The 13,850-nt window shown below is 67.8% G+C and carries 12 protein-coding genes, 1 tRNA gene and 1 riboswitch; of the genes, 11 read left to right on the plus strand and 2 right to left on the minus strand.

The window, feature by feature from the left end; genetic code table 11:
• Positions 1-60: 60 nt before the first annotated feature.
• From G9Q41_RS12270 to G9Q41_RS12295, 6 genes are all read left to right on the plus strand, one after another.
• A complete protein-coding gene (locus G9Q41_RS12270) occupies positions 61-1,014 on the plus strand; it encodes a Ppx/GppA phosphatase family protein (RefSeq protein WP_165633312.1) in 954 nt (317 codons plus the stop codon).
• A gap of 208 nt (positions 1,015-1,222) precedes the next feature.
• Positions 1,223-2,878, plus strand: a complete 1,656-nt coding sequence (locus tag G9Q41_RS12275) for an ABC transporter substrate-binding protein (protein ID WP_165633313.1) — start codon at positions 1,223-1,225, stop codon at positions 2,876-2,878.
• Positions 2,879-2,958: 80 nt separating this feature from the next.
• Entirely contained in the window at positions 2,959-3,885 is a 927-nt protein-coding gene (locus G9Q41_RS12280; RefSeq protein WP_092526519.1) for an ABC transporter permease, read from the plus strand.
• Entirely contained in the window at positions 3,878-4,885 is a 1,008-nt protein-coding gene (locus G9Q41_RS12285) for an ABC transporter permease (protein ID WP_165633314.1), read from the plus strand. Before G9Q41_RS12280 ends, G9Q41_RS12285 begins: the two co-directional genes overlap by 8 nt.
• 14 nt (positions 4,886-4,899) lie before the next feature.
• Complete coding sequence (locus G9Q41_RS12290; RefSeq protein ID WP_165633315.1) at positions 4,900-5,919, plus strand: ABC transporter ATP-binding protein; 1,020 nt, start codon at positions 4,900-4,902, stop codon at positions 5,917-5,919.
• Entirely contained in the window at positions 5,912-6,946 is a 1,035-nt protein-coding gene (locus G9Q41_RS12295) for a dipeptide ABC transporter ATP-binding protein (protein ID WP_165633316.1), read from the plus strand. The genes G9Q41_RS12290 and G9Q41_RS12295 overlap by 8 nt, the downstream gene beginning before the upstream one ends.
• 423 nt (positions 6,947-7,369) lie before the next feature.
• Here G9Q41_RS12295 and G9Q41_RS12300 read toward each other — a convergent pair whose 3' ends face one another.
• Complete coding sequence (locus tag G9Q41_RS12300; RefSeq protein ID WP_165633317.1) at positions 7,370-8,848, minus strand: peptidase S10; 1,479 nt, start codon at positions 8,846-8,848, stop codon at positions 7,370-7,372.
• A 79-nt stretch (positions 8,849-8,927) separates the two neighbouring features.
• On the opposite strand from G9Q41_RS12300, the gene G9Q41_RS12305 reads away from it, so the two are divergent.
• The 3 genes from G9Q41_RS12305 to G9Q41_RS12315 are packed head-to-tail and all read left to right on the plus strand — an operon-like array spanning position 8,928 to position 10,413.
• Complete coding sequence (locus G9Q41_RS12305) at positions 8,928-9,695, plus strand: uracil-DNA glycosylase (protein WP_165633318.1); 768 nt, start codon at positions 8,928-8,930, stop codon at positions 9,693-9,695.
• Positions 9,696-9,727: 32 nt separating this feature from the next.
• Complete coding sequence (locus tag G9Q41_RS12310; protein ID WP_092526536.1) at positions 9,728-10,012, plus strand: hypothetical protein; 285 nt, start codon at positions 9,728-9,730, stop codon at positions 10,010-10,012.
• Entirely contained in the window at positions 10,009-10,413 is a 405-nt protein-coding gene (locus G9Q41_RS12315) for a type II toxin-antitoxin system VapC family toxin (RefSeq protein WP_165633319.1), read from the plus strand. Before G9Q41_RS12310 ends, G9Q41_RS12315 begins: the two co-directional genes overlap by 4 nt.
• A 222-nt stretch (positions 10,414-10,635) precedes the next feature.
• Here the strand turns inward: G9Q41_RS12315 and G9Q41_RS12320 are convergent, their stop codons facing one another.
• A complete protein-coding gene (locus G9Q41_RS12320) occupies positions 10,636-11,076 on the minus strand; it encodes a type II toxin-antitoxin system VapC family toxin (RefSeq protein ID WP_165633320.1) in 441 nt (146 codons plus the stop codon).
• A gap of 668 nt (positions 11,077-11,744) precedes the next feature.
• On the opposite strand from G9Q41_RS12320, the gene G9Q41_RS12325 reads away from it, so the two are divergent.
• Both G9Q41_RS12325 and G9Q41_RS12330 read left to right on the plus strand, forming a co-directional pair.
• On the plus strand, positions 11,745-13,067 hold the full coding sequence (locus G9Q41_RS12325; RefSeq protein ID WP_092526548.1) for an NAD(P)/FAD-dependent oxidoreductase: 1,323 nt from the start codon (positions 11,745-11,747) through the stop codon (positions 13,065-13,067).
• A 308-nt stretch (positions 13,068-13,375) separates the two neighbouring features.
• Positions 13,376-13,449, plus strand: a tRNA-Leu gene (locus G9Q41_RS12330).
• 218 nt (positions 13,450-13,667) lie between these two features.
• Positions 13,668-13,847, plus strand: a riboswitch (cobalamin riboswitch).
• Positions 13,848-13,850: the final 3 nt, after the last annotated feature.

Here is a 13,850-nt window from a genome sequence, read left to right on the forward strand (position 1 = left end):
GGCGCGGACGAGGGGGGCGGCGCGCGGTCGTTTCAGCCGGAACCGAACCAGGAGGACCTGATGCCACGCGTAGCCGCCATCGACTGCGGGACGAACTCGATACGCCTGCTGATCGCCGACGTGACGGTGCGCGACGACGGTACGCGCGGCCTGCGCGACGTGCGGCGCGAGATGCGGATCGTCCGGCTGGGGCAGGGGGTCGACGCCACGGGCAGGCTCTCCGAGGAGGCCCTGGAGCGCACCCGCGCGGCGCTGCACGAGTACGACGAGAGCATCCGGGAGTCCGGCGTCGAGAGCACGCGGATGGTGGCGACCTCGGCGACCAGGGACGCGGCCAACCGCGCGGACTTCTTCGAGATGGTCCGCGAGACCCTCGGGGTCGAGGCCGAGGTCATCACCGGCGAGGAGGAGGCGCGGCTGTCCTTCGTCGGGGCGGTCGGGGACCTGAACCCGGACGACGGGCCGTTCCTGGTGACCGACGTGGGCGGGGGATCGACCGAGCTGGTGCTGGGCAACTGGGACGGCAAGGACGCCGAGATCCTCGGCTCGCACTCCGCTGACGTGGGGTCGGTGCGGCTGACCGAGCGCTGCCTGCACAGCGATCCGCCGACCGCGGAGGAGGTGAGCTCGGCCAACGAGGTGACCAGGCGGACCCTGGACGAGGCCTTCGCTCGGGTGGACGTGTCCGGGGCGCGCCGGTGGGTCGGGGTGGCGGGAACCGTCACCACGCTCTCGGCGATCTCGCTGGGGCTGTCGGAGTACGACCCCGCCGCCATCCACCTCTCGCGGCTGTCGCGGGACGGGGTGGACCGGACCGAGCGCGAGCTGCTGGGGATGGATCACGAGCAGCGTGCCGCGATCGGGCCGATGCACCCGGGGCGGGTGGACGTGATCGGGGGTGGCGCCCTGGTGCTCGGGGTGCTGGCCGCCGAGCTCGCGGAGCGCTCCGGGATCGGTGAGATCACTGTCAGTGAGCACGACATACTGGACGGTATAGCCCTTTCGATCAGCTAATTCCCAAAATGTGGGATACATCATTCCGCTTTTTGGGTGATATCGGAACTGAATCGAGAAAGATTATGACGGCTTTGTGACAGTACATTGTCGTGAACTGTGTTCCCCTTATGTTTACGCTGCACTCATCCGACGACCGAGATCGTCGGCGTGGCGACCTCCTCGCGGTCTCCCCGCGAGAGGTCGCGTAGACAGCGGGAGGAATCAGATGCGCAAGAGACGCATGGTCGCGCCGGCCGCGGCCTCGCTGTCGGTGGCCCTGCTGGCCGCCGGCTGCGGCGGCGGTGGCGGCGGTGTCACCGAGGCAACCGGAACCCTCGAGGACCCGATCACCGTCCAGTGGGGCGAGCCGCAGAGCGAGCTCGTCCCCACCAACAGCAACGACACCTTCGGCAGCCAGGTGTTCAACCCCATGTTCACCGGGCTCGTCGAGTACGACCCGAACACCTTCGAGGCGCGCAACGCGATGGCCAAGTCCATCGAGCGCGCGGACGACAAGAAGACCTACACGGTCGAGCTCAAGGAAGGCTGGAAGTTCCACGACGGCGAGGAGGTCACCGCCGACAACTTCGTCCGGGCCTGGAACTACGCCGCCTACGCCCCGAACGGCCAGCAGCAGGCCAACATGTTCAAGCGGATCCAGGGCTACGACGAGGTCCACCCCGCCGACCCGGACGGCGACGGGCCGAAGAAGCCCCCGGAGCCCAGCGCCGAGAAGATGTCCGGCCTGGAGGTCGTGGACGACCACACCTTCAAGATCACCCTGAAGCAGCCGTTCACCGCCTTCCCCAGCAAGCTCGGCTACCAGACCTTCGTGCCGCTGCCCGAGAGCTTCTTCGAGGACAAGGAGGGCTTCGCCGAGCACCCGATCGGCAACGGGCCCTACAAGTTCGAGAGCCGCTCCCCGAGCCAGAGCCTGACCCTGGCCCGCTACGAGGACTACAAGGGCTCGGACGCGGGCAACGTCGACGCGGTCAAGCTCGTCGTCTACGAGAAGGCCCAGACCGCCTACCAGGACCTCAAGTCGGACAACCTGGACGTGATCAACACGGTTCCGACCTCCGCCCAGGCCGACGGCCGGTGGAAGGAGGAGCTCGGCGATCAGGCCATCTCCAAGGAGCGGATGGGGCTGACCACGCTCAGCCTGCCGCTGTACCAGGAGAAGTTCCAGAACCCGGACCTGCGCAAGGCCATCTCGCTGGCCATCGACCGGAAGCAGATCGTCGAGACGGTCTTCAACGGTTCGGCCACCGCGGCCGACGGCTGGACCGCGCCGAGCATGCCGGGACGCACCGACGGCACCTGCGGGCAGTGGTGCGAGTACGACCCGGCCAAGGCCAAGGAGCACCTGGAGAAGGCGGGCGGCTTCGACGGGCAGATGACCCTGAGCTACAACGCCGACGGCGCGCACAAGCAGTGGATGACTGCCGTGGCGGGCAGCATCCGCGACACCCTGGGCCTCAACGTGACGCTCAACGGTGTGCCCACCTTCAGCACCTTCCAGGACAAGATGGACAACCAGGAGATGAGCGGGCCGTACCGCTACGGCTGGGTCGCCGACTACCCCACGCCGCGCACCTTCCTCAACCCGCTGTACAGCACCAGCGGATCGGCCAACTACACCGGCTACTCGAACGAGAAGTTCGACAGCATGATCGGTGAGGCCGACCAGGCCGCCACGAAGAACGAGGCCAACGAGCTCTACGGCAAGGCCGAGAAGCAGCTCGCCGAGGACATGCCGTCCATCCCGCTGTTCACCCAGACGGTGAAGGGCGCGCGGTCGGAGCGGCTGGCCGAGGGCACGCTGAACACCCGGACCAACATCGCGATCACCAGTCTCAAGGTCGCGGAACCCACCCAATGATCCGGTTTTCGTAGTAGTACCCGGTCCACCACCGCCCCGAGCGGTGGTGGACCGGGTGTGTCCTTGCAGAAGGAGGTTCGGTGGGCCGATACATACTGCGGCGGCTGCTGCAGTTGATTCCGGTTTTCATCGGAACAACGTTCATCATCTACTCGCTGGTCTGGGCGATCCCCGGTAATCCGTTCGCGGGGTTGTGCGGCCCGCGCGGCTGCCCGCCCGCGTTCGTCGACCAGATGACCGAGCAGTACAACCTGGACCAGCCGCTGCCGGTGCAGTACGTCCTCTACCTCGGACAGCTGTTCCAGGGCAACTTCGGGGAGACCTTCAACGGGATCGAGGTCAGCACCCTGATCCAGCAGTCCTATCCGGTCACGCTCAAACTGGCCACCATCGCGCTGGTCTTCGAGGCCGTCATCGGCATCGCGGCGGGGATCCTGACCGCGCTGCGCGGCAAGGGCTTCGTGGACAACCTCGTGCTGGCGGCCACCCTGTTCCTGATCGCCGTCCCGGTGTTCGTCACCGGGTTCGTGATCCAGGTGGTGCTCGGTGTCCAGCTGGAGTGGATCGAGCCGTCGGTGGGCGCCGATCCCGGCATCGGGCAGTTGATCATCCCCGGACTCGTGCTGGGCAGCCTGTCCATGGCCTACATCGCCAGGCTCACCCGCACGGCGATGTTCGAGAACAAGCGGGCCGACTACATCCGCACCGCCAACGCCAAGGGGCTCAAGCCGACCCGGGTCGTTTCGGTGCACATGCTGCGCAACTCGCTGATCCCGGTGATCACCTTCATCGGAACGGACTTCGGTGCGCTGATGGGCGGGGCCATCGTGACCGAGGGCGTGTTCAACATCCACGGCATCGGCGGGCTGGTCTTCAGCGCCATCCAAGGCCAGGAAGGCGTCACCGTGACCGGGGTGGTCACCCTGCTGGTGCTCGTCTACCTGCTGATGAACCTGCTGGTGGACATTCTCTACGCGGCTCTGGACCCGAGGATCCGATATGACTAACCCAGGCGAAGGCCAGCAGAGCACCCTCAGCGCCGGAGGTGCCGCCGAGGGCGCGGAAGAGGTGCGGAACTCCCCGCAGCAGCACGGGGGAGCAGGGGGCGGCGACGCCGAGTCGAAGCCTCAGGAGAAGCAGCGCGGGCTCTGGGGCGACGCCTGGCTCGACCTGCGACGCCGTCCGCTGTTCGTGATCGGCGGGGTGATCGTGCTGCTGCTGGTCGCGATCGCGGCCTTCCCCGGACTGTTCGCGCCGGGCGACCCGAACGCGCAGGACCTCACGCTGGCCCGCGAGAGTCCTTCGGCCGAGGCCTGGTTCGGCTACGACGCCCTGGGCAGGGACATCTACACCAGGGTGATCCACGGTGCCCGCGCGTCCATCGTGGTCGGCGTGCTGTCCACGCTGCTCACCGTGCTCATCGGCTCGCTGGTCGGGCTGGTCGCGGGGTACTTCGGCAACAAGACCGACAGTTTCCTCGCCCGCTTCGCCGAGATCTTCCTGGGGCTGCCGTTCGTGCTCGGCGCGATCGTGATCCTGTCCGTGTTCAACGCCGGGATCGAGGGCTCCCCCGGGATGGTGCGGGTCATGACCCAGGTGATCCTGACCATCGGGGTGCTCGCGTGGCCGATCTCCATGCGCATCATGCGCTCGGCTGCCATCGCGGCCAAGCAGCAGGACTACGTGAAGGCGGCCAAGGCGCTGGGCGCCAGCCACGGCCGGATCATCTTCAAGCACGTGCTGCCCAACTGCGTGGCCCCGGTGATGGTCTACGCGACCATCGCGCTCGGCCAGTACATCGGGCTCGAGGCGACGCTGTCCTACCTGGGACTCGGTCTGCAGGACCCGGTCGTGTCCTGGGGAATGATGATCTCGGATTCCCAGCAGTACATCATCAGCACCCCGCACATGCTGCTGTTCCCCGCCGGCTTCCTGGTGATCACGGTGCTCGCCTTCGTGATGCTCGGTGACGCGGTGCGGGACGCGCTGGACCCGAAACAGAGGTAGTGAGGAGGGCCGCTATGTCGGCTACCGACGACGGCACGGGCGGCTCGCCGAAGCCGCGCCTGCTGGAAGTGCAAGACCTGCACGTGGAGTTCCGCACCCGCGAGGCGACGGCCAACGTGCTCAACGGCGTGGGCTACCACGTCGACGAGGGGGAGACCCTGGCCGTGCTCGGCGAGTCGGGCTCGGGCAAGAGCGTCACCGCCCAGACGGTGATGGGCATCCTGGACACTCCGCCGGGGTTCGTCACCGGGGGCTCGATCCGGTACCGCGGGGAGGAGCTGCTCTCCGCGAAGGAGGAACGTCGCCGTGAACTCCGGGGGGAGAACATGGCGATGATCTTCCAGGACGCGCTGTCCGCGCTCAACCCGGTTTACACCGTGGGGTTCCAGATCGCCGAGCAGTTCCGCTTCCGGCGGGGCATGTCGCGCAAGGACGCCATGGCCAAGGCCGCCGAGATGCTGGACATGGTCAAGATCCCGAACGCCAAGCAGCGGGTGAAGGAGTTCCCGCACCAGTTCTCCGGCGGCATGCGCCAGCGGGCCATGATCGCCATGTCGCTGGCGCTGGACCCGGACCTGCTCATCGCCGACGAGCCGACCACGGCGCTGGACGTCACGGTGCAGGCCCAGATCATGGACCTGCTCGACGAGCTGCGCCGCGAGCGCGACATGGGGCTGATCCTGATCACCCACGACCTGGGCGTGGTCGCCGAGGTCGCCGACCGGATCGCGGTGATGTACGCCGGGCGCGTGGTGGAGGAGTCCGACGCGGAGTCGCTGTACAAGCGCCCCGCGCACCCGTACACCGAGGGGCTGATGGAGTCCATCCCCCGGTTGGACCAGAAGGGGGAGGAGCTGGCGAGCATCAAGGGCCTGCCGCCCAACCTCGCCGACATCCCGCCCGGATGTCCGTTCCACCCGCGCTGCCACCGTGCCGCGGACGAGTGCAGCGAAAAGCTCCCCGAGCTGCGCGAGCTCCGGGCGGGACGCCACAGCGCCTGCCACTTCGCCGAGGAGTTGATCAGCCGTGACTGAGCCGATCCTGCAAGTCCGCAACCTGGTGAAGCACTTTCCGGTGCAGCAGGGAGTGGTGTTCAAGAAGACCATCGGGCACGTGCGCGCGGTGGACGGGGTCTCCTTCGACCTCAACCGGGGCGAGACGCTGGGCGTGGTCGGCGAGTCCGGCTGCGGCAAGTCCACGCTGGCCCAGGTGCTGATGCGGCTGGAGCAGCCGACCAGCGGCAGCGCCCTGTTCGAGGGCGTGGACATGTTCGGCAAGAAGAGCGCGGAGCAGCTGCGCAGCCTGCGCAGGGACATGCAGATCGTGCTGCAGGACCCCTACACCTCGTTGAACCCGCGCAAGACGGTGGGCGACATCGTCGGCGAACCGTTCGAGATCCACCCCGAGGTGGCCCCGAAGGGGGACCGGCAGCGTCGCGTCCAGGAACTGCTGGACATCGTCGGGCTCAACCCGGAGCACGTGCGGCGCTACCCGCACCAGTTCTCCGGTGGGCAGCGCCAGCGCATCGGCATCGCGCGGGCGCTGGCGCTCAAGCCCAAGGTGATCGTCTGCGACGAGCCGGTCTCCGCGCTGGACGTCTCGATCCAGGCGCAGGTCATGAACCTGCTGGGCGAGCTGCAGTCCGAGTTCGGGCTGTCCTACATCTTCATCGCGCACGACCTGGGCGTGGTGCGCCACCTCTCGGACCGGGTGGCGGTGATGTACCTGGGCAAGGTCGTGGAAACGGGCACGGAGGACCAGATCTACGAGCACCCGCAGCACCCGTACACCCAGGCGCTGCTGTCCTCGGTGCCGGTGCCGGACCCCTCACTGCGCAACCGCAGGGAGAGCATCCGGCTGTCCGGCGACGTTCCCAGCCCGGCGAGCCCGCCCTCCGGGTGCCGCTTCCGCACCAGGTGCTGGAAGGCTCGCGACATCTGCGCCGAGCAGGAGCCCGAGCTGGCCGTGCGGCTGGACGGCGGGGAACTCGCCCCGGACGCGGAGCAGGGGCACCCCAGCGCCTGTCACTTCGCCGAGCGCAACGAGCACGTGATCTCCTGACTGGAGAGCTCTCCTCGCTCCGCTGCCGTAGGTGGTTGCGTGGCGGAACCTCGGTCGGCGCCCGGCTGCGGGAGCGCGCCCATCGAGTAGCCACCTACGCCACGGGCGCACTGTCCTCGCCGGGCACTCGACCGAGAACCCGCGGCGGTGCCGACTGCTCGGGCTCACAGCGCTCGCGTTGGACAGCACCCCTTGGCCGGGAGTGTCGGTCCGGGTGCTCTGCGCACTTCCGGGAGAAGGGTCCGTTCCACGCGAGCGCTTTGAGCCCACGCAGGACGAGAAGCTCCGGTGCGTGAGTCGGATGCATTGCAAGGCCGGGCCGCTCGCCGCGTAGGTCGCTACTCAAGAGCGGCCCAACACAGCAAGGCGCCGACTCACGTGCCGGCTAACCGACCACCCTGGTCGGGGGCGTCCCGTGCGCGCTCATCGTGAGACGAACTCGGCTAGATCCGCGGACTGCTTGATGCGCGACGGCTCGTGCACGTACATCATGTGCCCGGCCGGGTAGTAGCGGACCTCGATGTTGTCCCGCAGCTCGCTGGGTATCTCCAGCTGGGCCAGGGTGTGCTCGGCCGCGTAGTACGGCGTCGCACCGTCGGTGTGGCCGCAGCCCACGTGCACCCGCAGGTGCGGGTTGGTGCGCATCGCCTTGGCCAGCTTGTCCGCGGCCGTCACCGACATGCCTTCGAAGTCCGCGTAGGACCAGGGGTGGACCCGCGCGGAGAGCACTTCGTACGGCAGGTCGTTGGCGTAGTCCAGCTCCTGGCGCAGGTAGTGGTTGATCGCGGCGGAGAAGGCCCCGATGAGGCCGGACACGCTGGGGTCGTCGGTGAAGTGCTCGCCGCCCGCGTCCGGTTCCCACCCGGTGAACCGCCCGTCCATCCTGCCCACCGTGAGTCGCCGGTCGCGCAGCAGTTCGGTGAAGAAGCGGACGTGCTCGATGCGCAGGTTCACCCGGTCCACGTAGTCGGTGCTCAGACCGGTCAGCTCCGCGGTGCGGCGCACCGCCTCCTGCCGGTCCTCGGCCGACAGCCTCGCTCCCCTGGACAGGGCCCAGGGGTAGTCCCGCGCGGCGAACTCCTCGGCCTCCTCCAGCACCTCGCGCAGCGGCCGGTCGCCGTGCTTGCCGTGGTAGTGGGCGATGGCGGCGTAGCTCGGAAGGAAGAGGCTGTACGGGAGGTCGTTGCCCTCGGTGAACCGGATGGTGCCCATGTCGAGCACGGCGGAGATGAGCAGCAGGCCGTTGAGGTACATCCCGTGCTTGCTCTGCAGGTGCTCGGCCAGCGCGGCGGCGCGCAGCGTGCCGTAGGACTCGCCGGCCAGGTACTTGGGCGAGAGCCAGCGGCCGTTGCGGGAGGTCCACAGCCGGATCAGTTCGCCAACGGACTCGATGTCGCGCTGGTAGCCGTGGTAGTCACCCGGTTTTCCGCCCTGCACGGCCCTGGAGAACCCGGTGGAGATCGGGTCGATGAACACCAGGTCGCTGTGCGCGAGCAGCGTCTCGGGGTTGTCCGCGAGCCCGTAGGGCGGTGCTGCCGGTTGCCCGGCGTCGCCGGACAGGACCCGCCGGGGGCCGAGCAGTCCCAGGTGCAGGAAGGCGCTGGCCGCGCCGGGGCCGCCGTTGAAGGCGAAGGTGACCGGGCGGTTGCCGTTCGCGGGGGCGTCGGCGATGTAGGAGGTCACGAACATCTCGGCCTTGGCCACGTGCCCGTCGAACTTCCCGTCGGTGAACGACTCCTCGCGCAGCACGTACCGGCCCGTGGTGGCCGTGTACGACAGTCGCTTGCCGTTGGCCGTGATCGTGTGGTGCGTGCTGACCAGGTCATCGGTCGGTTCCGCCGTGGTGGCGCCCGATGGCTGGTTCGTCTCTCCGGTGGTGTCGGTTTCCTCGCTGGCTGCCATGGTTCCGTACCCTAGTCGCATTCCCCGCCGGGACGTGTGGCGTACGCGACCAGGGTGGCGGGTGTGCCACCGTGGGCGGGTGAGCGAGTCCGGATCCGAACTGGTGTCCCGACCGGTCGAGGACCCGGCGGGGGCCGCCTCCGCCAGTTCCTCCATCGCCGATGTCGACGAGGCCGTGACGCGCTGCGTCGCCTGCCCCCGACTGGTGGAGTGGCGCGAGCGGGTCGCCGCGGAGAAGCGCGCGGCGTTCCGCGACCAGCGCTACTGGGGCAGACCGGTCCCCGGCTTCGGGCCCACCGACGCCTCCGTGGCGATAGTCGGGTTGGCACCGGCGGCGCACGGGGCGAACCGCACGGGGCGGATGTTCACCGGGGACCGCTCGGGGGAGTTCCTCTACCGCGCGCTGTTCGACGTGGGGATGGCCTCGGACCCGGTCTCGGAGGCGGTCGGGGATGGGCTGCGGTTGAACGGGGTGCGGATCACGGCCCCGGTGCGGTGCGCTCCGCCGGACAACAAGCCGACCCCGGGCGAGCGGGACAACTGCAGGCCGTGGTTGGCGCGTGAGCTGGAGCTGCTGCGGCCGACGCTGCGGGCGGTGGTGGTGCTGGGGTCCTACGGCTGGCAGTCGCTGCTGCCGGTGCTGGCCGCGGACGGCTGGTCGATCCCGCGGCCGCGGCCGAAGTTCGGGCACGGCGCGGAGCGGACGTTGAGCGGTCGGGAGGGCGGTGAGCTGCACCTGCTGGGCTGCTACCACGTCAGCCAGCAGAACACCTTCACCGGCAGGCTCACCCCCGAGATGCTGCGCGACGTGCTGGAGCGCGCCAAGGACCTGGCTGGGGCGACTTGACCGTCGATGCACTCTGACTGCAAAATGCAGTCATGGCGGTGCTTACGATTCGAGATGTGCCGGACGACGTCAAGGAGGCTCTCGGGAGGGAAGCGCGCGAAAGCGGGCAGTCGTTGCAGGCCTTCCTGCTGGGGGTTTTGCGGCGGCAGGCGGCGTTCAGCCGTAACCGGCAGCTTCTTTCCGAGATTGAACGCGATCTTGCCGAGGGGGGTGGCGCCGATGACGATGCACCGGATGCCGCCACTCTCCTGGGGCAGGCGAGGCCGGATGATCTGGATGGTGGGGCCGATCGCCCCGGGGCGGGTGACGTGGCGTGATCGTTGTTGACGCGTCGGTGCTGGCGAATATGTTGCTCTACGCGGATGAGCGCGGGCGTCGGGCAAGGGCTGTGTTGGGTAGGGATATCGAGTGGGCCGCCCCCGAGCACTGGAAGGCGGAGGTGTTCTCGGTCGTCCGCGGGCTCGCGCTTGGTAGCAAGATCAAGGAAGAGCAGGCCGTCCGAGCGGTTGAGCGCCTTCCGCTGCTCGGCGTCGAGCACGTCTCGATCGACGAGCTTCTCTCCCGGATGTGGCAGCTCCGCGCCGGAATCAGCGGTTATGACGCCGCATACGTGGCGTTGGCGGAGGCACGTGGCATCCCGCTCGTGACCTCGGACGGCCGACTTGCACGCACGGCGACGAGCTACTGCAGAGTGGAGTTCGTATCTTCTGGAGCGTGACGGCTCGGGCCGGGCGGGCGTTCCGCTCAGGTCCCCTGAAACCAGGAACGTCAGCCAGAGGAACGTGCAGACGAAGTTGATGACGCCTGCGATGCTGCGCGACGTGCTGATCGGGGCGCAGGTCCTGGCGTCCGGATGTCCCCGGCGGGGTGCTCTCGTGTGGCAGCTGTGCGTGAGATCGAGCTGGTGGTCCGTCACCGGGGTGATGGATCTTCCCGCGAGCTATGAGCTCCGGGTGGGCCGCTCGCTGTTCCAGGGGTTCACGAGTTCGATTCCGGTGTCCTCGAAGTCCTTGGTGTTGCGCGTGGCCAGAGTGGCTCCCCTGGCACGGCAAATCGCGGCGATCTGGGCATCGGCGAGGGTGATGGGGCGTCCTTGCCGTTCGCGGCCGACGAGCACGTCCCCGTAGTGGCTCGCGGCGATCGAGTCGAACGATTGGACACGGCCGTGGAAGTCGTCGTCGACCACGCTGCGAACCGCTTCACCGAGTGCCGTCTTACGTTGGCCGTCGGGCAAACGGGCTGCTCCGTGGAGCAACTCCGCGACGGTGATCGCCGTGATCGCTACCTCGTCGACGGCGAGGGAGTCCAGCCACTCCAGCACCGACCTGTCCGGATGTGCGCGGAGGAGTTCCGACACGACGTTGGTGTCGAGGGTGATCATGGATCGAATTCGATCGTACGAGGCGGGTCCTTCCGCTCCGGAATGTCGAGCTCCGCGTCAATACCTTCGAACCGAGCGTGGATTCGACTGCCCAGTCCACGGGTGTCCCGACGCGGGGAAAGTACGCAGCGCAGGATCGATCGGACTTCTGCTTCCATGGATCGTCCGTGCTGAGCGGCCTGCACGCGTAGGCGTCCGTGCAGTTCTTCGTCCAGGCCGCGAACAGTGAGTGTCGCCATCGTTGCTCACCCCCTCCTGTGGTGACAGCAATGCTAGCATCTGAACTGCGTCGTGAGCGAGTCGCGACGGAGATCACGGCTCGCGCGTTCGAGCCCCTCCGGGGTTTCCGAGCTCGCCGGGTGGTGATCTGGGCGGCCGCGGGGGCGAACATCGGGTATCGTGAGCGGGGATGACTTCGAGATCGACCCCGGCCGGACGCTCCGCGGTGCCGTAGCCGCACGGCGGGGAAACCGAACGACACCTCCTCCGGGCGGATCGTGCTCGCGCGGGACGCCGCGTGCGCGCCCGCGCCCGTTCCGTGCGCGTGGAGGACGCATCGCTCACGGCTGTGCACGGGCTGTTTTTGTGATCAGGAACACCCGCGAGCGGTGTCACATTTGAGGGGGCCGCCGAGGTGTCGGAGGCCGTATTGGTGTGACCATAGAGGCATGGCTGGTAAATCCGATCCCACCCGGATTCTCATTCTCGGCGGCGGCTACGTCGGCATGTACACCGCGTTGCGCCTGCAGTCCAAGCTCGGCCGCCGTGAGGCTTCGGTGACGGTCGTCGACCCTCAGCCGCACATGACCTACCAGCCCTTCCTACCGGAAGCGGCGGCGGGCAACGTTGAGCCCCGTCACGTGGTAGCGCCGTTGCGACGAGTGTTGAAGCGGTGTCATGTCCTCACCGCACGTGTCACGGAAATCAACAAGGAAAAGCGATCGGTCACTGTGGAGGACGCCGAGGGCATCGCCAGTGACCTGGGCTACGACGTGCTCGTTGTCGCGCTCGGATCGGTCTCGCGCCTGCTGCCGATCCCGGGTCTGCCCGAACAGGGCATCGGGCTCAAGACCGTCGGTGAGGCGATCTATCTGCGCAACCACGTGTTGGCGAAGATGGACGCGGCCGCGAACACCTCCGATCCGGAGCTGCGCAAACGACTGCTGACCTTCACCTTCGTCGGTGGCGGTTACGCGGGTACCGAGGCCCTGGCCGAGCTCGAGGACATGGCCAGGTACGCCACCCGCTACTACGAGTCCATCGAGCGGGACGACATGCGGTGGTCGCTGATCGAGGCGGCGGGCCGCATCATGCCCGAGGTGAGCGAGAAGATGGGCGTCTACACCGTGAAGGCGCTCGAGGACCGCGACATCAAGGTCTACCTGAACACCTTCCTGAAGTCGGTGGAGAACGGTCACGCCGTGCTCTCCGACGGCACCGAGTTCGACACCGACACCCTGGTGTGGAACGCGGGCGTCAAGGCCAACCCCGTGCTGAAGAACAGCGATCTCCCGCTGGACGAGCGGGGCAGGATCAAGGCCACCTCGCACCTGCAGGTCGAGGGCAACCCCGAGATCTGGGCGGCGGGCGACTGCGCGGCGGTGCCCGACCTGTCCAAGACGGAGGAGGACCCCAACGCCACCTGCGCTCCGTCGGCCCAGCACGCGGTTCGTCAGGCGCACCAGCTGGCCAAGAACGTCATCTCCTCGATGCGCGGCCGCAAGACCGGCGAGTACTACCACCGCAACGCGGGGTCGGTCGCCGGGCTCGGGCTCTATAAGGGAGTCGCCGACGTCTACGGCTTCAAGGCCAAGGGAATCATCGCGTGGTTCATGCACCGCACCTACCACGTGAGCAAGATGCCCACCTTCAACAGGAAGGCCAGGATCATCATCGACTGGACCCTCGCGTTCCTGTTCCGCCGCGAGGTCGTCTCGATGGGGCAGATCCAGAATCCGCGGGCGGACTTCAAGCGTGCCGCCTCGAGCTGAGTCCTCCCCGCGCGGGAGCGGAGGCCGTGTGCCGGTTCGCCCGGCGCGCGGCCTCGTGTGTACGGTTTCCCGCACTGCTGACCTTCCGTGGTTACCGGCTGTCACTCGTTCCGCGAGTAGCACCCATCAGTGTGTTTAAATTAGCTCGTATGGAGTAAAGACTCCGTTGCTTTGCACGTGGAGTTACTGCGGTTGCTCCAGATGGCGGTTTCCTCCGCGTTGGAACCAACGGCACGATCGGAACGTCCTAAGGAAGCCAGGTGTGGGCTGGTCGTGACGCGTGTCGTCGGCGACGATTCCAACGGCGAGCCCCCGTAGCCCAATGGGCAGAGGCAGACGACTTAAAATCGTCGTAGTGTCGGTTCGAGTCCGACCGGGGGCACCGCTACTCACCAGTGAGAACGATGAGCGCGAGGACGCCCCGATCACTGCCTCGTCCCAGCGCTCGTCTCAGTCCCCTCCGAAGGGACCCGGTCGACTCCCGATCCGAGCGGTCCGAGCGAGCGGTGCGGCAGCGCTGGGGGACGCGTGCTGCTCGCCGCCGGCGAGTGTGCGTCCGCGCACGTCCGCACTCGACCGGTTCATGGACGAACACCGCGCTGTTAGGCTGTCCGCGCCAGTCAACCCGTGATGGGCCAGGGAATCCGGTGCGAATCCGGAGCTGACGCGCAGCGGTGTGAGGGACGGGCGGAGCAACGGCCACTGGGGACACTCCCGGGAAGGCGCTTTCCGCCCGGAGGATCTCGAGCCCGAAAACCTGCTGGCACCCGCCGAACCGGCGGT

The organism is Actinopolyspora sp. BKK2 (assembly GCF_011291845.1).
Classification (GTDB): Bacteria; Actinomycetota; Actinomycetes; order Mycobacteriales; family Pseudonocardiaceae; genus Actinopolyspora; species Actinopolyspora saharensis.